This is a genomic window from Reichenbachiella agariperforans, assembly GCF_900142205.1.
In the GTDB taxonomy this organism is placed as follows: domain Bacteria; phylum Bacteroidota; class Bacteroidia; order Cytophagales; family Cyclobacteriaceae; genus Reichenbachiella; species Reichenbachiella agariperforans.
Window position 1 is genome coordinate 14651 of the sequence record NZ_FRAA01000002.1, and the last position, 21306, is coordinate 35956.

General features: G+C 41.9%; 21 protein-coding genes. 13 read left to right on the forward strand and 8 right to left on the reverse strand.

The features are described 5' to 3' along the window. Nucleotides 1-26 precede the first annotated feature (26 nt). From yihA to BUB99_RS06360, 3 genes are read left to right on the forward strand one after another with little or no spacing between them, the layout of a single operon-like run. Nucleotides 27-623 (forward strand): ribosome biogenesis GTP-binding protein YihA/YsxC, encoded by a 597-nt coding sequence (gene yihA, locus BUB99_RS06350; protein WP_073120685.1) that lies wholly within the window; start codon nucleotides 27-29, stop codon nucleotides 621-623. A gap of 39 nt (nucleotides 624-662) precedes the next feature. Beyond that, nucleotides 663-1094: a DUF5606 family protein gene (locus BUB99_RS06355; RefSeq protein ID WP_073120687.1), complete on the forward strand. Its 432-nt coding sequence runs from the start codon at nucleotides 663-665 to the stop codon at nucleotides 1092-1094. A gap of 5 nt (nucleotides 1095-1099) precedes the next feature. Then, nucleotides 1100-1414 carry a hypothetical protein gene (locus BUB99_RS06360; protein ID WP_073120689.1) on the forward strand — a complete coding sequence of 105 codons (315 nt, stop codon included), beginning with the start codon at nucleotides 1100-1102 and terminating at the stop codon, nucleotides 1412-1414. Here BUB99_RS06360 and fbp read toward each other — a convergent pair. Continuing rightward, entirely contained in the window at nucleotides 1409-2398 is a 990-nt protein-coding gene (gene fbp, locus BUB99_RS06365) for a class 1 fructose-bisphosphatase (protein WP_073120690.1), read from the reverse strand. The two genes, BUB99_RS06360 and fbp, sit on opposite strands and share 6 nt — an antisense overlap. A gap of 325 nt (nucleotides 2399-2723) precedes the next feature. On the opposite strand from fbp, the gene BUB99_RS06370 reads away from it, so the two are divergent. Then, complete coding sequence (locus BUB99_RS06370) at nucleotides 2724-4016, forward strand: aspartate kinase (protein WP_073120692.1); 1293 nt, start codon at nucleotides 2724-2726, stop codon at nucleotides 4014-4016. Between the two features lie 201 nt (nucleotides 4017-4217). On the opposite strand, the gene BUB99_RS06375 is transcribed toward BUB99_RS06370, so the two are convergent. After that, a complete protein-coding gene (locus tag BUB99_RS06375; protein ID WP_245816811.1) occupies nucleotides 4218-4688 on the reverse strand; it encodes a low molecular weight protein-tyrosine-phosphatase in 471 nt (156 codons plus the stop codon). A gap of 662 nt (nucleotides 4689-5350) precedes the next feature. Further along, complete coding sequence (locus BUB99_RS06380; protein WP_139280925.1) at nucleotides 5351-6472, reverse strand: DUF6588 family protein; 1122 nt, start codon at nucleotides 6470-6472, stop codon at nucleotides 5351-5353. Nucleotides 6473-6630: 158 nt separating this feature from the next. Here BUB99_RS06380 and BUB99_RS06385 point away from each other — a divergent pair, with 158 nt between their 5' ends. Both BUB99_RS06385 and rsgA read left to right on the forward strand, forming a co-directional pair. Beyond that, complete coding sequence (locus tag BUB99_RS06385) at nucleotides 6631-7260, forward strand: peroxiredoxin (RefSeq protein WP_073120695.1); 630 nt, start codon at nucleotides 6631-6633, stop codon at nucleotides 7258-7260. 80 nt (nucleotides 7261-7340) lie between these two features. Beyond that, complete coding sequence (gene rsgA / locus BUB99_RS06390; RefSeq protein ID WP_317041708.1) at nucleotides 7341-8252, forward strand: ribosome small subunit-dependent GTPase A; 912 nt, start codon at nucleotides 7341-7343, stop codon at nucleotides 8250-8252. On the opposite strand, the gene BUB99_RS06395 is transcribed toward rsgA, so the two are convergent. Beyond that, nucleotides 8249-9190: a glycosyltransferase gene (locus BUB99_RS06395; RefSeq protein WP_073120698.1), complete on the reverse strand. Its 942-nt coding sequence runs from the start codon at nucleotides 9188-9190 to the stop codon at nucleotides 8249-8251. The genes rsgA and BUB99_RS06395 overlap by 4 nt on opposite strands. Nucleotides 9191-9302: 112 nt before the next feature. Between BUB99_RS06395 and BUB99_RS06400 the strand changes: the two genes are divergently transcribed. The 5 genes from BUB99_RS06400 (at nucleotide 9303) to BUB99_RS06420 (ending at nucleotide 15007) form a co-directional block, all read left to right on the forward strand. Further along, the gene (locus tag BUB99_RS06400) at nucleotides 9303-9677 is read left to right on the forward strand and encodes a hypothetical protein (RefSeq protein ID WP_073120700.1); all 375 of its coding nucleotides are present in this window, start codon (nucleotides 9303-9305) and stop codon (nucleotides 9675-9677) included. A gap of 95 nt (nucleotides 9678-9772) precedes the next feature. Then, on the forward strand, nucleotides 9773-12766 hold the full coding sequence (gene secDF, locus BUB99_RS06405) for a protein translocase subunit SecDF (RefSeq protein ID WP_073120705.1): 2994 nt from the start codon (nucleotides 9773-9775) through the stop codon (nucleotides 12764-12766). A 66-nt stretch (nucleotides 12767-12832) separates the two neighbouring features. After that, nucleotides 12833-13600, forward strand: a complete 768-nt coding sequence (locus tag BUB99_RS06410; RefSeq protein WP_073120707.1) for a Rossmann-like and DUF2520 domain-containing protein — start codon at nucleotides 12833-12835, stop codon at nucleotides 13598-13600. Between the two features lie 279 nt (nucleotides 13601-13879). Next, nucleotides 13880-14305 carry a DUF1987 domain-containing protein gene (locus BUB99_RS06415; protein ID WP_073120709.1) on the forward strand — a complete coding sequence of 142 codons (426 nt, stop codon included), beginning with the start codon at nucleotides 13880-13882 and terminating at the stop codon, nucleotides 14303-14305. A 501-nt stretch (nucleotides 14306-14806) separates the two neighbouring features. Further along, complete coding sequence (locus BUB99_RS06420) at nucleotides 14807-15007, forward strand: CsbD family protein (protein ID WP_073120712.1); 201 nt, start codon at nucleotides 14807-14809, stop codon at nucleotides 15005-15007. A 60-nt stretch (nucleotides 15008-15067) separates the two neighbouring features. On the opposite strand, the gene BUB99_RS06425 is transcribed toward BUB99_RS06420, so the two are convergent. From BUB99_RS06425 to BUB99_RS06440, 4 genes are all read right to left on the reverse strand, one after another. After that, nucleotides 15068-16201 carry a sensor histidine kinase gene (locus BUB99_RS06425; RefSeq protein WP_073120716.1) on the reverse strand — a complete coding sequence of 378 codons (1134 nt, stop codon included), beginning with the start codon at nucleotides 16199-16201 and terminating at the stop codon, nucleotides 15068-15070. A 123-nt stretch (nucleotides 16202-16324) separates the two neighbouring features. Beyond that, complete coding sequence (locus BUB99_RS06430) at nucleotides 16325-17173, reverse strand: HAD-IIA family hydrolase (protein ID WP_073120720.1); 849 nt, start codon at nucleotides 17171-17173, stop codon at nucleotides 16325-16327. A gap of 3 nt (nucleotides 17174-17176) precedes the next feature. Beyond that, nucleotides 17177-18220 (reverse strand): hypothetical protein, encoded by a 1044-nt coding sequence (locus BUB99_RS06435; RefSeq protein WP_073120722.1) that lies wholly within the window; start codon nucleotides 18218-18220, stop codon nucleotides 17177-17179. After that, the gene (locus tag BUB99_RS06440) at nucleotides 18221-19570 is read right to left on the reverse strand and encodes a glutamine synthetase family protein (protein WP_073120725.1); all 1350 of its coding nucleotides are present in this window, start codon (nucleotides 19568-19570) and stop codon (nucleotides 18221-18223) included. A gap of 163 nt (nucleotides 19571-19733) precedes the next feature. Here BUB99_RS06440 and BUB99_RS06445 point away from each other — a divergent pair, with 163 nt between their 5' ends. Both BUB99_RS06445 and BUB99_RS20110 read left to right on the forward strand, forming a co-directional pair. After that, nucleotides 19734-20225 carry an SRPBCC family protein gene (locus tag BUB99_RS06445; RefSeq protein ID WP_073120728.1) on the forward strand — a complete coding sequence of 164 codons (492 nt, stop codon included), beginning with the start codon at nucleotides 19734-19736 and terminating at the stop codon, nucleotides 20223-20225. Nucleotides 20226-20326: 101 nt separating this feature from the next. Then, nucleotides 20327-21247: a tellurite resistance TerB family protein gene (locus BUB99_RS20110; protein WP_084190406.1), complete on the forward strand. Its 921-nt coding sequence runs from the start codon at nucleotides 20327-20329 to the stop codon at nucleotides 21245-21247. The last annotated feature ends 59 nt before the right edge of the window (nucleotides 21248-21306 follow it).

Sequence of the window (21306 nt, forward strand, 5' to 3'; positions counted from 1 at the left end):
TCCATTTTAGCGCATAATTTTGCCACATGAAAATCAAATCTGCAGAGTTTGTCATTAGCAACACGGACTATACCAAATGCCCCGTCACCAAAGAACCAGAGTACGCCTTCATCGGTCGCTCCAATGTCGGCAAGTCCTCGCTGATCAACATGCTAACCGACAGAACCAAACTAGCCAAAACCTCAGGAAAACCTGGCAAGACACAGCTCATCAACCACTTTCATATCAACAAGGAATGGTATCTGGTCGATCTACCAGGCTATGGCTGGGCACAGGTCAGCAAAAAACTCAAAGAAGAATGGTCCGTCATGATCAAGCAGTATCTACTCCAGCGAGAAAATCTGGTCAACATCTTTGTCCTGATAGATTCACGCATCCCGCCACAAAAAATAGACTTAGAGTTCATTCAATGGGTAGGAGAAAATGGGCTGCCGATTTCAATCATTTTCACCAAAGCAGACAAAACAGGCAACCGAAAAATCATCACCAACATTGCCAATTTCAAGAACACGCTTAAAAAGACTTGGGATCAATTACCACCGAGCTTTGTGAGTTCGTCCGCACAAAAAATCGGTCAAGATGAAATATTAGGATACATAGACCAAATCAATAGCAAGCTTTAAAACATTGTATTAGTTTTGCCATCCACAAACATCGAACACATGGATTTTAACGAAATAGCAACCGTATCAGGAAAAGGAGGATTGTTCACCGTAGTAGCACCAACTAGAGGAGGTGTCATATTAGAAACTATGGACGATCAAAAGAAGAAATTGGTGGTCAACATGAACTCTAAGGTTTCCATCCTTGGTGAGATCTCTATCTATACGACAGATGCAGAGGGCTCTTGCCCACTAGACACTGTTATGAAAAAAATCCATGCCGAATTCGACGGAGATACAGGTTTGACTAGTAACTCCGACTCAGAAGAACTCAAATCTTTTCTCAAACACATCCTACCAGAGTATGATGAAGAGCGTGTATATGTCTCGGATATCAAAAAACTGGTGACTTGGTACAACCTGCTGAGCAAAACACAAACTCATCTTTTCGAAGAGAAGTCTGAAGAAGTCAAAGAAGAATCGAAAGGATAAATAAGTTGGAAAACGGAGTTCGAAAATGTCTACCTCTGCTACTGGCTCATTTTCAACTCCCCAAAGACGAACTTCAGCTCAACGAATATACGCTAGAAGAGTTGGAGATCAAACTCTCTGCCATCATAGGATATCTGCTCAATCATGATCTAGACAGACTCATGTCTGCATGTTACAAAATCGATCTGAGTGAGCAGATATTCAAAGATATCATCACCAAAGCCCCTCCCGAAGAGATCAATAGATCGCTAGCCAGAGAAATAATCCAACGAGAGTTACAAAAGGTCGTGACGCGTGAAAAATACCGCGGATTATCATAAAAAGCTTACCGCTTTTTTCACCATCGCCGTAGATCCAATCAGCAGTTGCGTCCGCTGGTGGAGCTCCAGCGGATCCAAACTCATGATACGATTTTCACCATCGGTCGCCATACCTCCAGACTGCTCAGCGATAAACGCCAGCGCATTGCACTCATACACCAGTCTCAGCTTTCCGTTAGGCGACTTATCCGTCCTAGGATACAAATAGATTCCTCCTTTGAACATATTGCGATGAAAGTCCGACACCAACGAGCCAATGTACCTCGCAGAATAACGCTCTTCTTTACAGTACCTGATATAATCTTGAACCCCCTGCTCAAAACTATAGTACGCCCCCTCATTGACCGAGTAGATCTGACCATCTTCTGGAGACTGAATATCTGCATGTGACAGCACAAACTCACCAAGCGAAGGTTCCAGCGTAAAGCCATTCACACCGTGCCCCGTCGTATAAACCATCATCGTGGACGAACCGTACAAAATGTAACCCGCAGCTACTTGCTTATCCCCTTTTTGCAGCACATCTTCTTTGGTAACATGTTCTCCTGGAGCGGTCACCCTTCTATAAATCGAGAAAATCGTCCCAATGGAGACATTCACATCAATATTAGACGAACCATCCAATGGATCCATTGCTACTACATAGTTGCTATCGGCATTGATCTCTACGATCTCATCATCCTCTTCCGAAACAATTGCACACACTTGACCTCCATTCCGGAGGGCTCTGATAAAGCGTACATTGGCGATTACGTCCAACTTTTGCTGCTCTTCACCCTGAACATTCACGGCTCCATATGCGCCTGCTATGTCTAATAGGCCAGATTTGTTAATTTCCAGGTTGATAATCTTACCTGCCAGTGCTATATCTCTGAGTAGCTGACTCAGCTCTCCTGTTGCAAATGGAAAATCAGCCTGTTTGTGATTGATGAACCTATCTAAAGTAGTACCAATAGTAGATCCGACTAGGGTTTTATTATTCATAAAATTCTTTTTGGGTTAGAGCAAATATATGGCTTTCAGCGTTTTAAAAAAGTGCTTTCAAGCGTGAGAGAGCGTAAATAACGAGCAAATATTTCTTATTTCCCGATCAGCCCTCTAGCTTTGCACCCCAGTTTGGATGATTGAATAATTCTTGTATAACCAAGGCTCCTATCATCCCAAACCATTAAACACCATTTTTCCAAGATCAGATAGATCAAGGAGTTAATTATATACACAGATCCAACGTGTGGACTTAGTGTTTTCGTCTAGAAGACACTTTCAATAAAAGCCAGACGTTCGAACTGACTTAAAAATCAATAAACAGATGAAAGTATTCAAGTTTGGAGGTGCTTCCGTAAAAGACGCACAAGCAGTAAAAAATGTAGCAGATGTCATCAAGATGTTTTGTGACGATGAGCTCGTCATAGTCGTCTCAGCTATGGGCAAGACGACCAACCACCTAGAAGAGCTCGTACAGCGATACACAGACAAACAAGACTGGAAAGAAAAACTAAACTGGATCAAAAACTTTCACCTCGACATCTCCAAGGACCTATTCAATGGAGAGCACGAAATCTGTGAACGCATAGAGTCGATATTCGAAGGAATAGAAGCCTATCTCGAAGGAGCTGAAGGCAAACGCTATGCGGAAGTCTATAGTGAAATGGTAAGCCAAGGCGAGCTATTGTCGACACGCATCATCCGTGCCTATCTCAACGAGAATGTCAAAAAAACCACTTGGCTAGATGCTAGAAAATATATCAAAACAGACCTCAACCTCACCGATTCTAGAGTGGACTGGGAGCTGACCAAAAGAAATATCTCTAAAAAAGTCCCTAACTACACCAAAGACGGCCTGGTGATTTCTCAAGGGTTTATCGGATCCAATGGAGAGGGAAAGACGACTACACTAGGACGTGAGGGGTCAGATTTTAGTGCTGCGATCTTCGCAACCTGCCTGCAAGCTGAATCCGTGACCGTATGGAAAGATGTACCTGGCGTCATGACAGCTGATCCACGCAAAATGCCTGAAGCAACTGTGATCCCTGAGCTCCGCTACAACGACGCAGCAGAGATGACCTACTACGGTGCATCTATCATTCACCCTCGCACCATCAAACCGCTCGCACAGAACAAAATCAAACTCTACGTGCGCCCATTTACTGCTCCAGAAAATATCGGAACAGTTATCGGTAAAGGTCACGCAAAGAAGCATCCCGCTTCTTTCATTGTCAAAACCAAGCAGGTGTTCATCGAGTTTGGTGTAACTGACTTCACATTTATCGATGAGAAAAAATTGAGCATTATCTTCAATGCGCTCGATCAATTAAACATCAAAATCAATCTAATGCAGAACTCTGCAGTGAGCTTTGCAATCTGTATTGACAAGAAGTTCGATAAGGTAGAAAAACTCATCGATCAATTACAAGATGAATTTGATATCGAGTTGCGAGAAGATTTAGAGCTGTTGACAATCATAGGTTACGACCAAAAAGCACTAGACTCTGTCTACCACAGAGAAGAAATCATACTTCAGCAGAAAACCAAAAAGGTGTTCCACTTACTCTATGTGCCCGAGAAGAAGCATCTGGTACTGACTGCACAAAAAGCTAAGTAAGTTGATTAAAAATTTATTCGCCCTCCTAAAGAGGTGAAACCAAATCAGCAACACGAACTAAAAAAGGGTGCAGACTAAAAAGTCTGTACCCTTTTTTAGTTCCAATCACCATCTCAGACCTGGGCTTCTCAGAGAAACGAATAGAACTTTTGAAAAGGCAATCAAGCAGTTAACTTTACATAAACACGCTAAGGATACTCACTAGGCCTGTTCTTCTATTTGAATATGTGAAATGAGCTGATCGATCGCCCTAGACATCATCACAAAGATCTGTTCAAACCCATCATCACCACCATAATAGGGGTCTGGCACATCCATGTCACCATCCGCCTCTGAGTCAAATTCTCGCATTAAAAACAAATTAGATGGCTTCTCACTCACTAATGCGGCCATATTGTAATAGTTACTACGATCCATTGCAATCACATAATCAAACTGCTCAAAATCTTCCGCTTCAAACTGACGTGCCTTGTGCGAGATCGGTACATCATACTTTAGAGCGACAGCCACAGATCTGTAATCAGGGTCTTTCCCCACATGATACGCCGCTGTACCTGCAGAGTCTACCTCATACCCTAGTGACTGAGCCTTGTTACGAAAGATCGCCTCTGCCAGTGGAGACCGACATATATTCCCTAAACACACAAACAACACTTTCTTCATCTGCTTCATAAATACTATTTATCTAACCAATCAAGTTGTTCATCGAATACAAGTGTATAATTCCATGATTATACATACTTTTACTCAGAAATAATTAATCATTCAATGTCTCGGAAAACAAAATCTGAACTTTCGTTCATTATCAAGATTTCCATCCTGTTCATCCTTCTATTCGCAAGTAAACTTACAAAACCTGATCGTGATTTAGCGATGGGCAAAACTAGCTTGACAAAAAAAGATTCAGTTTTTGTGATCAATGCCCACAATTTAAAATAGGCCTCAGTCGCCTCAAAGGCATTTTTTACCCCTCTTTGAAAAATAATTCACTTTTTTTTGGCCCTTCGGGTTACTTTCCCCTGCCTCGCTGTATATAACAGTACATAACACAAATTTTATTCATACACCTGTTTAACATTTTATCAAAATGAAAAAGCCCCGAGTCACTTCGGGGCTTTTTGGTTACCAAGAATTTGGATCGAAAAATTTAGAAGGTCAAAATTCAACATCTGCCTGATTTAGCCAGCAGATAGATAACGAAACAATCTTGGATCTCTCATCTGAAACACCAATTGAACCTCACCTTAAACGGGTATGCATATACCCAATCAAACACAAAAAAAGCGTCTTGATAACTCAAGACGCTTCCAATATAATATCATTTTACTTACAACTTATCTCACAGAGAATCCAATACCAGCGGTGATCGTATTATACTCCTGGAAAGTGTAGTCTGCGTGTATCGTAATAATTGCCAATTTCAACCTCATACCTAATGTCCCCCTCATTCCACTACTCAAATAATCTTCATCTATGGGATCCGTTAACGTAACTGTCGCCCCTGTATTGTCATCTTCTATAACATATGTTCCCAATACTTTTAAATTAGTAGTCGTATTATTATAGCCAACCCCCCCATAAAGAGTCAAAACGGAAAGTTTTTTAGACACTAACAGCTGGTAAGTCCATGAGTTGATACCTACTTCTCCTTGCTGATTTTCACCATCAATAACCTCTCCATTTGAATTTAGACCAGATTTAGCATATATCCTATTATACCCTACCAACACAGCCATATCTATAGGAATATGCTTGATCGCAGGAATCCATTGCTTAAAATCATGCATAAGTCCTAATCCAAACATTCCAACACTAGATTCATTATCATAGTCATCATTAAACCTCTGCGTAGGCATCCATCTTACTTTAAGATCTGTATTTTTAATCAATCCTATTCCTGCTTGAACCATAGGCATGGGAACATAACCGTTGTAACTATCATCCAAGGCTAAACCTGGCGCTGTCTCAAATTCAGAAACAATCGTTCGATCATATGTTTCATCATAATATTCTGCAGTAATTCCAGTAGTCGTTTCATCTCCAAATAATGTAGAAGTGGATGGCTGATTCGGGTCTTTTAATTGAATATTTTGATAATCCGTCTCGATTATATCAAAGAAAAAATCATCCTCAGGAGCTCGTGAAGCATTCAAAGTAACTGTAATATCAAACCCCAATGGTTTGTGAGTTTTGGCTGTATTGTACCAGCCACCAGCGACTCCATACCCTAAACCTTTAACCATCGGGTTTAGGTATTTACCCATATAAACCCCTGCATCTTCAGACCCTGCTTTCAAAAATGCAGTAGCTTCGGTCATATCCTGAGCCTGAGTAGCAGAAGTACCGAACAGCAGGCTCATCAGTACTACAGCTGCTCCTTTCGTAAAATTCAATTTCATATTATTCTTATTTTGGTTTTGCAAAGCTAAAACTAAAGTGAAATCCATTAATCTCATAACAAATCATTTTTTAGTCGATAGACACCTATATATTTTAGATCAATAGAAAATCTATATGGATATAAAGAAAATTTATTTGCATTCACAAGGATTGCCTATCAAGCAAAGTAGATTTGCGATATCAAATTATTGAAAAACACAAAAACGAAATAATTATGTCATTAGTAGGAAAAAAAGCCCCTCTATTCAGTGCCCCAGCTGTTATTGATGGAGAAGAAATAGTTGAATCATTTTCATTGGATCAATACATCGGTAAGAAAGAAGTTATCTTCTTTTTCTACCCAAAGGATTTCACTTTTGTATGCCCAACTGAGATTTTAGCATTCCAAGAAAAACTTGCTGAATTCGAGAAAAGAGGTGTAGCTGTTGTAGGTGCTTCGACTGATACTGAAGAGTCACACCTTGCATGGTTGTCTACTCCTAAAAACAAAGGAGGGATCGAAGGAGTCACTTACCCTATCGTAGCAGACACTAGCAAAACTATTGCTAGCAACTACGGTGTATTGGCTGGAGATTGGGACTATGACGAAGAAGGAAATCTTTCTTTCAACGGTCTACCAATAGCGTACAGAGGCACGTTCTTGATCGACAAAACTGGTACAGTAAGACAAGAGACAATCAATGACCTCCCACTAGGAAGAAACATCGATGAGATGATCAGACTAGTAGATGCTCTACAGTATGTAGAAAAGCACGGCGAAGTATGTCCAGCGAACTGGGAAGAAGGTAAAGAAGCAATGCAAGCAACCAAAGCAGGTGTAGCTGACTACCTATCTAAGCACTAAGCGAGAATAAAAATTAACATTAGAGACCGTCCTGATACATATTGGGACGGTTTCTTTATTTTTGGGCTGTGCTAGGAATCGTGAGTAAATCTATGGGGCTTTGGTATCAGGTGGAATCAGCTGATGGACAAATGCATAACTGTCGTCTAAAAGGTAAATTCAAACTGGAGAACAAGAAAATCTCAAACCCAGTTGCAGTAGGAGATCGAGTCAAACTCATCGAAGATCAAGGAGACGACAGTACCATGATCATCTCTGAAATTCTCCCCAGAAATAATTATATCATCAGAGTCTCTCCTAAAAAAAAGGGCCACAGCCACATTATCGCTTCCAATCTGGATCAAGCCATCATCGTCGCTACAGTAGGCACCCCAAAAACATCATTGGGCTTCATTGATAGATTTTTGGTCACCGCCGAAGCTTTTAGGATTCCTGCCACCATCCTCATGAATAAAATAGACCTACTAAGCGAAGAGGATATCGAAAAACTCAAAGAGAAAATGAGTGAATATGAAGCACTCGGCTATCAAGTGCTATATATCTCAGCATTATCATCTAACGACATAGAGGGGTTGAAACAATTCCTATCTGAAAAAACATCGCTGCTCACTGGACACTCTGGCGTGGGAAAATCCACGGTAGTGAATGAACTCATCCCTGAGGCTGAACAAAAAACCTCGGAGATATCCGATTTTGCAAACAAAGGAGTACACACCACAACTTTTGCCGAACGCTTCAAATTAGCAGAAGGAAGCTACATCATAGACACCCCTGGCATCAAAGAGCTGGGACTGGCCGAGATAGAAAAAGATGAGCTGAGCCACTACTTCCCAGAGCTACGTGCACTACTGGGACAGTGCAAGTTCAGCAACTGTACACACACTCATGAGCCCGGCTGTGCGATAGAATCTGCCTATGAAGACGGTCGAATATCTCAATCTCGCTATGATAGCTATCTAAGTATGCTAATGGGAAATGACAACAGGCGCTAACGGGCGTATTTGACCCAGTGGATCATCTGTCTCATCACGCTAAGGTTGATACCAAAATTCAATCTGCGCAAACATTTATAGAATAAGTCACTCTTATCTATTTCTATCAATAATTTCATAAAGCCCTCAACCTCCTGGTGACACCCCGTCAAAAACGCATGACGAATCTCATATCTCAACCGACGGGCAAGTGCTTCATCTTCCAATTCGCTCCTGTTGAGCTTACGTATTTTCTGACATACAAGGACAGTAGAAGCGACCTTCTTGTCTTCGTACTTATATAAGGTATCTGAATGCGAGTTTTTTACGCGGCGGATGCGGGTTAGCACTTGATCTTGATAAGCATAGCCCCAATCTCTTGACGATCTAATCCAAAAATCAAAATCTTCATAAGCCAGTTCTTTATCATAACCTCCCAGATGATCCAACACATACTTTCGGATCATCATCGTCGGAGGTGGAACGAAGTAGGTGTCTATCAATTTTAAATATACGTCTCCTTCGTATGCTTCATATTGTCCAGACTGAAAATGGCGCTTGGTCTCCTTTCCTTTTTCTGATATATATACTGCGTCTGAGTAGATTACTCCTACGTTTTCGGACTGCTCTTCAAAGAATTCAACTTGCTCCGAAATACGATTTGGTACGAGCAGATCATCACAGGCCAGATCGATTACATATTTGCCAGTAGCCAGTTTGAGTCCCTGATTGAATGCTGTGGTATTCCCTACATTGAATTTTATATCTACATAGGGAACATCTGGATATCTTTCCAAAAAACCATCAATAAGCTCCTTGCTCCCGTCTTCACTCGCATCATCGACGATAATCATCTCAACCAAAGCATAATCCTGCGCCACCACTGACTCCAGCGTTTCTAGAACGAACCGAGCTTGGTTATAACATAGACAGATGACCGACACCAGTGGCTTTTGCATCTCTCAAAACTACAATAGATATCCCTAATCTGCTCTGTCCGTTGGTTTTATCCAACGTTTTCATCGGTATGCTTTCAAACTTTTCGACTTTTGTCTACTTTCGTGACCCGTTATGAAACGAATCGAAGACATATCAAAGCGAAATGCTCTCATCCTAATCCTTGGGATCATGGTCGGCTTAGCCGTTATTGGCCAGCCCATCGCGGTGAATTATGTCAAGAGTCATACCTGCTGTGAGCTAAAAAAGAAACAGCAATCAGATGAGACTACCGATGACGTTCCTCAAAACCAAGAAGAAATCTCAAGCCTAGAAGCAGTTGCTCCTACCGCGCAGATTCAGGTACTTTCTGTAGACTATGATATCTTGGAAGGCAAAATCTCTTTCATAGAAACGATCCGAGATTACCAACACGCCTTCAATGAAAAGCTCAGCGAGAAACTACTCAAAGTGCTCTTCAACTACATCATAGCCCCTAACGCTCCCTAATTTCCCGATTAGAAATATTGCCCGCCACCCTCACTGCGGCTCACACTCATTACGATTTTATCAAACAATAATTACTTATATAACATCATATACAAATGAAAAATAAAGGAGGAGTAATATTACTCACGGTAGTGGTCTCTTTGCTTTGCGTCTATTATCTATCGTTTACATTCGTAGCACAGCGAATCAACGAAGAAGCGACCGCAGCAGCCACTGTTGACAACACGACAGATTATGCTAAGAAGCAGCAATACCTCGATTCGATCTGGAAAGAGCCCGTCTACAACCTATTCGGTATCGAGTTTACCTACCAAGAGATCAAAGAAACTGAGTTAAATCTCGGTCTTGACCTAAGAGGTGGTATGCACGTGACCTTGGAAGTGTCTCCTGTGGAGATCGTCAAAGGAATCAGTGGAGACAGTAAAGACGCTGACTTCTTGAAAGCTCTTGACATGGCCAAAGAAAACATCAAAGGCACGCAGCTTGACTTTGTATCAGAATTTTACGCCTCATTCAAAGAACTCGCTCCAGATAAAACCCTGGCTAGCGTATTTGCGACGGCTGCCAACAGAGGTAGAATCAACCTCAGCACACCAGATGAGGAAGTAGTATCATTGATCAACGAGGAAGTAAATGGAGCAATCGAAAGATCATTCAATATCCTCAGAACCAGGATCGATAGATTCGGCACCTCACAGCCTAACATCCAGCGCCTACAAGGTACAGGTAGAATTCAAATAGAGCTACCAGGTGTCGACAACCCTACAAGAGTTAGAAAGCTTCTACAAGGTGTAGCTAAACTAGAGTTCTGGGAAGTACACGAGATTAATGAGATCTTCCCTACACTACAGGCCATGAATGACGTAGCTGTGAAAGATCAGCAAGCACAACTTTCAGAACTAGTCGTAGAAGGTGAAGAAGCGGCACCTGCTCAGACAGAAAACATTGACGACCTACTAGGATCAGATGATACTGAAGCAGACACTGCCTCAGGAGATGATCTAGCGTCTCAGCTCGAAAGTGACAGCACGGCGATAGACTCTGCAGCGATGGCATCAGAAGTATCTCCATTGTTCAGTCTACTACAGGCGCAGTACGGGTTGATCTACAACCTTAGAGATACGGCAAAAATAAACCGTGTGCTAAAAGACGAAGCTGTACAAAGAAGCATCCCGTCTACAATCAAATTTTTGTGGGCAGTGAAGCCTATCAGGTCTCAAGATGCCTTAAGCCAAGACGAGTTCATCGAACTATACGCAGTGAAAACCAACCGTGGTGGCAAAGCGCCATTGACTGGAGAAGTAATCATCGACGCGAGACAGGAGCTAGATCAACGATCAGCACCATCTATCGGCATGAACATGAACGCAACTGGTGCTAAAAAATGGAAGCGATTAACTGCTGACAACATCAACAGAAGAATCGCTATCGTACTCGACGGCTATGTCTACTCTGCACCTAACGTACAAGGAGAAATCCCGAACGGTAGCTCACAGATCACAGGTAACTTTACACTCGAAGAAGCAAAAGATCTTGCTAATATTCTCAAAGCAGGTAGCTTACCCGCTCCTACGACTATCGTAGAAGATGTAGTGATCGGACCTACACTTGGTAAAGTAGCACAGGGACAAGGTGTCATGTCTATCGTAGCAGGTCTAGGTATAGTAATCTTATTCATGATCGCTTACTACTCTAAAGGTGGTTTGGTAGCGAACTTGGCGTTGTTTTTCAACGTATTCTTCATCCTCGGAATTTTGGCTCAGCTCAGCGCGGCTTTAACCCTCCCAGGTATCGCAGGTATCGTACTGACGATCGGTATGTCTATCGATGCGAACGTGTTGATCTTTGAAAGAATCAAAGAAGAACTAAGAAATGGAGCCGGCGTTAAACAAGCTGTTTCTTCTGGATATCAAAAAGCATACTCATCTATCGTAGACGCAAACGTCACGACACTATTGGTTGGTTTGATCCTTTATTTCCTAGGTCAGGGACCTGTCAAAGGATTTGCAATCACGCTGATCATCGGTATCATCTGTTCATTCTTCTCTGCCGTATTCATCACTAGAGTAGTCGTAGAGTGGATGACCAAAAAAGGTGACCAGAGCAAAATCTCTTTCTCTACTCCATTGTCTAAAAACTTCTTGACGAACATGAACTTCGATTTCATTTCGAAAAGAAAGATGGCCTACATCTTCTCTGCGGTATTCATCGGGATTGGGATGATTGCCATGGTGACCAAAGGACTGACTTACGGGGTAGATTTCACTGGAGGTAGATCTTATGTAGTTTCTTTTGAGAAACCTGTCGTTTCGTCTGATCTGAAAGTGGCACTTTCTAGTACGTTTGACAACCAAGGGGTCGAAGTAAAAACTTTCGGAGCGGACAACATCCTAAAAATAACGACTAGTTATTTGATCAACGATGAGTCTGACGAAGCAGATGCTAACGTCAAAAAAGCGTTAATTTCAGGTGTTGCAGACTTCACGAAGCTCACTTATGTACAAGATGACACCAAAGCTGGAGAAGGAGACTTCACCATCGCTAGTTCATCCAAAGTAGGAGCAACCATCGCCGATGACATCAAAAACGCATCGTTCGAATCAGTCGTTTTTGCGCTGATAGTGATCTTCCTATATATCCTCGTTCGATTTAGAAAATGGCAATTTGGTTTAGGAGCGATCATCGCCCTATTCCATGATACACTGTTCGTGTTATCAGCTTTCGCGATTGCTAACCTGATCGGCATTTCATTCGAAGTAGACCAAGTATTCATCGCTGCGATGCTGACCATCATTGGTTACTCGATCAATGATACCGTGGTAGTATTTGACCGTGTCAGAGAAAACTTAGGATTGAAACAAGGTTCAGATTTGAAACCAGTATTCAACGAAGCGCTCAACAGTACTATCAGTCGAACGATGATTACTTCAATCACGACATTGATCGTGGTATTGATCCTCTTCATCTTCGGTGGAGCAGTGCTAAAAGGGTTCTCGTTTGCTTTGATCGTAGGTATCTTAATTGGTACATACTCATCAATTTTCATTGCTACACCTGTAGTAATTGATTTCAACAAGAAGAAAAACTAAGTTAAACAACTAAGACATAGAGAGCCTCTGGTCATTTGATCAGAGGCTTTTTTTATACCTTTGGATATGAAAATAGTCCTCATCGGTACAGGCCGAGTCGCCCAGCACCTCTCCAGTCGCCTACATCAGTTAGGGTTGCTACACTGCATCTACGGCAGGGCACTAGCCAAAGCCCAGGCAATAGCTACTAGCCACCGAGGTGTGACTGCCACCGATAACTTAGATTTTTCCCAAAGTTCGGCAACCATCTATCTCATAGCTGTCTCCGACTCGGCGATTGCCCCCGTAGCACAGCAGCTGAAACTCCCACCAAATGCTATAGTCGCACACTGTTCGGGCACTACAGATCTCGATGCATTGGCTAACCATAATTTCACAGGCATATTCTACCCACTGCAGACCTTCACCGAGTCTTCCACCATCGACTGGCCTTCCCTACCAATTCTCATAGAAGGGAGTACTGCAGAGACAACACGGGCACTATTGTCGCTCGGGACCAAAATCAGTAGTCAGGCAAAAGCGGTGGATGCCAATGGACGCAAACGGCTACATGTCGCAGCAGTTTTTGCCAGTAATTTCACCAATCGTATGCTTTACGCAGCACAGACCATACTGCACGCCTCTGACCTAGATTTAAAAATCCTAGAACCGCTCGTGCAATCATCCATCCAAAACGCTTTTGAGCAAGGGACTCAAAACAGCCTGACAGGTCCTGCACAACGAGAAGATCACACAACACTAGCCCATCATCGTGCCCTACTATCACAAAACCCTAAGCTCCTGCAAATCTATGAGTTAGTCACAGCTTACATTTTAGATACAAAAAACAGCTAGAACCTTGTATTTAGGACGACTTTTCCAAGTCTTCACACCTCAAAAGCACGCCTCTTTATAGGTATTTTCCCTATACACTTGTTGGTAAATACTTCAACAAAAAACCCATTTGAGACGAACTGAGACACTTTACACTTTCACTCACGATAATTATTAGCCTATAAAAACAAATCACCTAAAGATACAAATACGAAAATCCCGTATTTTATTAATGATACTTCTTCATCATCTTTGAAGAACTAATAATCAGCGACATAGACCATTTAAACACACAGCGACATGAAAGGATATTTCATCAGACCATCGAGGATCACCCCATCGGTTTACTTCAATCCAAAAAACCAACTTTTGGATGTCAGAGGAAAGTCTAGTCCTGAAAATGCGTTGGCATTTTACAACGTTCTCCTACAGAATATTGATAGCTATGTACAGCTAGATGTAGCGAAATTGACCGTCAACATGGCATTCGAATACTTTAATACGAGCTCGAGCAAATGTCTGTTTATGATCTTAAGAAAATTAGAAAGTGTAGAGCAGTTAGGCAAGAAAGTAATTGTCAACTGGTACTATGAGCAGGATGATGAGGATATGAAAGAAGCAGGTGAGGACTTCAGTTCGTTCTTCGAATATGAGTTCAACTTCAAAGAGGTTCCAGTCATCAACACCCTCGGAGGGATAGTCGAGAAAGACGAGAAAGCCGCATAAATTAGAAAGATTTTTACGTTAAAAATTATAGTCATGAGACCAAAATTGAAAACAGCAAAAAGAACAGTAGTACAGGTGTTTATCGGTACATTAGTGACTTACGGATTTGTGTTCGTATGCGCTATGCTGAGTGTTATGGTATAATTACGACCAAGTAGATCCTAGTGAAGAGGAAACAGTGAAGAGTAGTGTTATGCTACTAAAGAATACAGGCGAGCTATGGGAATAAGAAACGCAATGTAATTAACAGGATTCTACAAAGTAATTGAATTATTAAGGTGGTAAAAGGCTCTGATCTCTTCAGAGCCTTTTTTATTACTCTGCATGGTTCCAAATCTCATCCGCTAATAAAAAGAATAACTTCCAAGCTGTGGCACACCTTCTACACCCTGTAGAAACGAGTACACCTAAGAGACACCCAAACCCACGCTTAATCACTCAAAACCGACTTGGTACACTTTTTTCAGTGTCTACATCAAACACAATTAAACCCCTATAACTATGGATTTACAATTGAAAGGAAATAAGAATATCATTAAAGGTAAGCTTAAAGAGAAATATGGAGAATTGACCGATGACGATCTAATGATTTTAGATGGAGAAGAAGATCAAATCATGGGTAAGCTTCAGCAAAAACTCGGAAAGTCCAAAGATGAACTTGAAAAAGAGCTCAATGACTGGATCAGCAGCAAAACCCTCTAAATCCCCCGTACCCAAACGAAAATGGGAAGTCAGTTAACTACTTGGCTTCCTGTTTTTATTTTAGACCTTTTTAGGACTACATGGGATAACAATCTCAAATGCTGTACCTACGCCTAACTTACTCTTCACGGCTATTTTACCACCCAACTGTTCCGTCAAACTCTTAATAATAGAAAGGCCTAGACCGTTAGAATGCTCTCCAGCAGTCGGTCGCGCACTGAGTCTAGTAAAGGGTTTAAACATCTTCGCCTGATCCTTTTCACTAATCCCAGGCCCTTCATCCCGCAAGACAATCTTGACTTTACCCTCTTCCACTAGATTAATATCTAAAAACATGCTTTTTTCAGGTTCTGAAAATTTCATTGCATTAGACATGAGATTGTCCATTATACGAGAAAGAAGGCCCATATCCGTATTCAATTGAATCTCTTTATAAGCACCTGATATTCGGAGTGACTGATTTTTGGCGACCAAGGCTTTTTCGAAATTCATCTTCCAGCTAGAGAGAAACTCTGGGATAGAAAACGCTATCAATTTGAGTTCTGGCTTCATCTTCTTCGCCATGTTGATATCCAACAAATCACGAATCATTTCATTGCCTCGCTGCACAACCGTTCGAATCTTTGAAATATACTCTACCTGATCCGCATTCAAGTTCCCATCCATGGAGATGAGCTGGATCAGACCTTCTATATTGTTGAGAGGTGTGCGAAGATCGTGTGCTACGACGTTCATCATCCCGTCCTTTTCTCGGTTGAGGTCCGACATTTTTTCGTAAGAATTACTCAAATGCTCGAAAGCCTCTTCAATCGCAAGATTCTTAAATTTAATCTCCTCATAAGCCATTTGGAGCTCCTCGGATTTTTTCTGGAGTTCTTCTTTTTGTTTAGAGATTTCAAAAGTCCTTTCCTCTACTTTCTTTTGGAGAACTCTTCTTTGGATTTTGATCCTTCTAAAGAACTGCTTAACAATCAAGTAAGCTCCTGCCAAAGAAAAAATCGCCAACAATGTAAATAGGAGGTCAAAATTTCCGCTCGCAGTACGTGCATATTCGTCCCCAACTTCTGGCGCCTCTGGCAAGTTCCCTACGGCCTGTAGCAGTTCTCTCCCACTAAAACTAATGCGATCCCACAGACCTAGTGTCCCTACGGTCACCATTCCTATCCAATACCTCAAGATGATAACTAAATACATAACTTCCTCAAAATGCTGTGCCACGGGGTGTATACAGATGTTATGTGGATTAACTACCCGAAGATAAAATAATTTAGATGGATGTAAGGCTAGTTTTCGATTAACTAATCGTGAATCTACGTGTTAATAAACTACTGCCGACGGACAGACAAAATCAGGAATAATCCCCATCGCTTTAATACGTTCTTCGTAGTGTTCTTTGAGTGTATTACCCGTCAAGACTAGTGCTGTATCAATCCCAAATTTATTACCTCCAATAATATCTGTAAACAAAGTGTCTCCTACCATCAAGACACGTTCTTTGTCAATCTCACGTGTACTCAGCGTGTGCTCATAGGCGAAGATAAACATACTAGAATCTGGCTTACCAAATTTGATAAACTTACGCCCCGTGATATTTTCTACCATGTCCGCAATACTCCCTACAGCTATCGCGACCATTCTATCCGATACGGGGTAGGATTTGTCAGTATTAGCTACCATCACAGGAATATTCCTCAGGCGAAGCAAGTTGACTAGTTTATTGAGGTCCTCTCGCCAGTCAAACCCTTCGTCATCTAAGAATACCAGTGCATTGACATCATCTATTTTATTCAGATCCAAGTCTGCAATAGACAGTGCCTTGAGTCCTGTTTCCTCTAGGTAGTGAGCAGACTGCTTAGTCCCTAGATAGGCCACTTTACCGTCCTTCACTTTCATACGCAAGTACTCACGCGCGAGCATCCCCGACGAGATGATCTTCTCCTCATTGATCATCGTAAAGCCCGCATCTATATAGCTTTGAGCAAGTGACTTAGGCCCTTTGGAGGCGTCATTTGTCAGGATATAAAAGTCAATTTTCTTTCGAATGAGGTACTCAAAGGTCTTCTCAATATGTGGGATCATCCCACTAGAATTTTTGAGAACCCCAAAGGCATCAAAAAATACTACGTCGTAGTTATCCACTACTTTTTTAAACTCTGTAATCTCCATCTATTATAATTCTAGGGCACTCAATATTTTTTCTGCATCAAACTGATCGATTTGCGGTAGATAAATCTCGTACGCTTCTCGCTGCAGTTTGGTCGCATATACCTCGTGAAAGAAATATCGACCATCCTTGATTACATAATTCAAGATAAAAAAACGATAAGCCTCCTTCATGAATAACACCTCATTTCGCGTGAGCGGATACACTTTATGGTATTCTTTAAGGAACAATATAAAACGATTTTCATTAAGAGGGTCTATCAAATAGCTGAATTCCTCACGGTCTCCAATCGTGGAGCATACACGGCTAAAGAAATAAAAATCCATGATCCGAGAACTCATTCTAAACCAATCATAGTCCCACCGAGAATAAAATCTGTTGTTCCTATCCAAAGAAAAATTTCCGATATTCCAATCGACGAATACGGGGATAGATGGCCATTCGTCCGCTCCCAGATCATCTAGATTCTTGTGAAACAAAGCGATCTGCGACTTGATCGTATCGATATTGCCACGATGTTCGTACTGCCCGTCTTCCGTCTCTGTAATACTCAATAGATGATCCAAGTCCGACCTCAGGGTCTTCGACCAGCTCGGCAATATATTCCTAATCTGATAGGACGCCTTGTGAAATTTGGCCAACTCCGTTCCTAAGTTTTTGATCTGTGACTTGCTCAAAACCTTAGGAAGCATTTTGCGAATTTTGATCGGATTGTAAAACACAACCCACGCATCTAAAATAGCATCTTTGTGCTGATAGGTAAACAACTCATGCCCTTTGGTCAGCGACCTAGAGATGAACTCATTGTATGGGTCAGTCAGGTTGATAGACATAGAATTAACCAAGGAGTGATCCTCCAAAAAATTCTTGTACGTGCCGAAATAGGACAACTTTGCGATGATCACACCGCCTGTCTCTAGCTTCAGCTTAAAAACGTGATTGGTTGACACGCGAGCACTGATATCGTTGATCGATATGACTTCTCGTGAACTATCGTACTGCTTCCAAGCCTCTAAGACTATTTCATTAAAGTTGAGTTGTTTGTTCATTTATATTATTTCAAAATATCGTTTTAATTCCCAGTCAGAGACCGTTTTGATATATTCATTCCATTCGTGCTCTCGGGTCATTGCAAAATGCTTCACAAATTCCGCACCCATCAGCTCTTTAGCGAGCTTCGATCGCTTCATGTTTTGTGTTGCATCATAGAGGTTAGACGGGAGCTTTTTGACCCGTTTATTCTCATAGGCATTGCCCTTTGTGACCGCTGGTAGTTTCAACTTGTTTTCTATTCCATAGAGCCCAGACGCTAATCCTGCCACCATGCATAGGTATGGGTTGACATCCGCTCCTGGTACACGATGCTCGATCCGCATAGCTGACTCCTTGCCATTGATCACGCGCAAAGCAGTCGTGCGATTATCAATACCCCAAGTTACAGTGGTAGGTGCCCAAGCTCCCTCTACCAGCCTTTTGTAGCTGTTCACGGTCGGAGCAAAGAAAGGCATCAACTGCGGCATACAGTGTAACTGCCCTGCCAGATAATGTTCCATCAACTCACTCATGTGATGCTCGCCTTTGGGATTGTAAAACAAGTTCTTCCCCTTGTCATCTAGTAGGCTCTGATGCATGTGCCCCGAACAACCCGGTAAGTCCGGGTTCCACTTGGCCATAAAACTCGGCACAATATCGTAGGGATGAGCGATCTCCTTAATAGCTGTTTTGAATAGCACTCCTTTATCGGCAGCTCTTAAGATGCTATCCTTTTGGATCGCTGCTTCGAATACTCCTGGACCAGTCTCTGTGTGGAGACCTTCGAGGGTCACATCATACGCTTCGCACTGATCAAAAATATCATTGAAATAATTACTCCCCTGAGCCAGACGTATCAGCGAATACCCGAACATCTCATCAAATATCGGTATAGGGTTTTGATAGTTTCTATCATCCGATGATTCGGTGGTTTTCTTAAAATTGAACCACTCGTACTCCATCGCAAACTGTGCATGATACCCCATCGATTCAGCCTTTTGACTAATCTCTTGCAGCAGGGAGCGTGGACATACTCCACGCGATGGTTCGCCTGCGGCATAATCAGCCAAAAAGAACGGCACATCTCTATCCCAAGGCACTTTCCTGAAAGTTGACAAATCCACGCGTGCCTGACCATCTGGAAACCCCGTCTCCCAACCTGTCACACTAGACTGATCATAGAGCTTATCTGCACTATCCCAACCATAGACCACATCACAAAAGCCAAAATGACTATCTAACCCGTCAAAAAACTTATCCTTATGAATATACTTCCCCCTCAAAACTCCATCTATATCCACGATTGCAAACTTGATTTTGTTGCTAGGATGATTCTTTACAGCTGCGATAATTTCCTCTTTGACCATATTAATTAGTGTGGTAAACTAAAGGATCGAAGTTAATGAAAAATGACACTTCAGCCATAGCACAACGATCGAATAAAAGACGTGTCAAATTGTTTACCAAATTCAAACAAAAATTAAACACTCTCGTTAAAAACCACTCTAAACTCCTATTAATCATACAACTATGATCAGTATTAAAAGTCACTCCGGGATCTATACTTTAGAAGTACGACAACAAATTCACACCACACTTGATGTGGCTTGGAATTTTTTCTCTACCCCCAGCAATCTCACCAAGATTACACCCAAGCACATGGGCTTTGAAATCACATCAGACAACCTAACCCAAACCTATGAAGGACAAATCATCACCTACATGGTGGGGATAATGCCAGGGATTAAATCACCATGGGTCACAGAAATCACTCATGTCACTGATCAAAAATATTTTGTAGACGAACAGCGATTTGGTCCCTATGCCATGTGGCATCATGAGCATATCTTCGAGGAAAAAAATGGAGCAGTAATCATGACAGACCGTGTGTCCTACAAACCTCCATTGGGCATCATAGGCAGGCTCATGCACAGCCTGTTCATCAAGCGGCAGTTGCTTAAAATATTTCGTCACAGATATGATTCCTTAGAAAATTTCTTTGGCACCCCTCCCAAGCTCTAAATACCATGATTGGGGTATTATAAGACTTTCTACCTCAGTGTACAGATTCTATTCGGCTTTTTTTAATTAATTTGTGCTTGCAATAACTCAATCACACTAAAATGACGCAGACCTACATCAAGGACATGATCGATGAGATCGCCGCTTCGAAGAAAAAAAGAAAGCAAGATGCACTAGCGGCCTACGAGACGGGGATGGAGCTCATCTTTAAATCAAAACCAAAGTATGACTCCTTGAAAGAAACTTTTGGTGAGCAGGAACCTGAGTTTCGCGTGCTTGCCAATGACCTAGCCAAAGAGGTACTGCAGTGTGGGATTGATTATTTCAAAGCAGTGCAAAACAACAGTGGTTTTACAGGCGAAAATGCATTAGAGATTCTAAGAAGCGCGGACGAGTTTGCGCTAGATACACAAATCAAATCTAGAATAGCGGACAATATAGAAGGCGTCAAAGACTGGGTAAGCAACCAAGCCATGCGTACCAGCCAAAGCAGGATTTATAATTTCCCATCCATTGCTTTCAAAACAGCATTTTCTTTCATGACTTGTGACGGACACATTGACGCCAATGAGATCGCACTAATTCGAAAAATAGCTAGAGAGAGCGAATTGTTTGGGAACATCAATGTAGACGAAGAACTAGAGTTCCTCATCGAAGTGATCAATAGCATGGGAATGGGTTTCCTCAAAGATTATTTCAAAGTCCTAAAGAATGCTACCCTAACACAAGACCAAGAGTTGGTGCTCATCAAAGTGGCCATGGACACGTTGAATGCTGATGCAAAAGTGGACTACAACGAAGTGAAGTTCTTCCGCATCTTCCGCACTATGCTAACCGTGAGTGACGAACAAATCAAAGAAAAAGTCCAAAGCATCAGTGACGAATTTCTAGAGACTGATATCTTTTCAAAGGCCTATTTGGATCAATTGTTCGACGACTACTTCGAGCATGCCAGCATACCCGTATTCTCTAAGATGTCTCTGGACTCGAAGAGAAAATATATACGTCCTGACGTAGATTGATTTTCAGTCAGGATCAACTGTCGCCCCTTTCAATAAAAATATACCTGTATTGGGTGCAC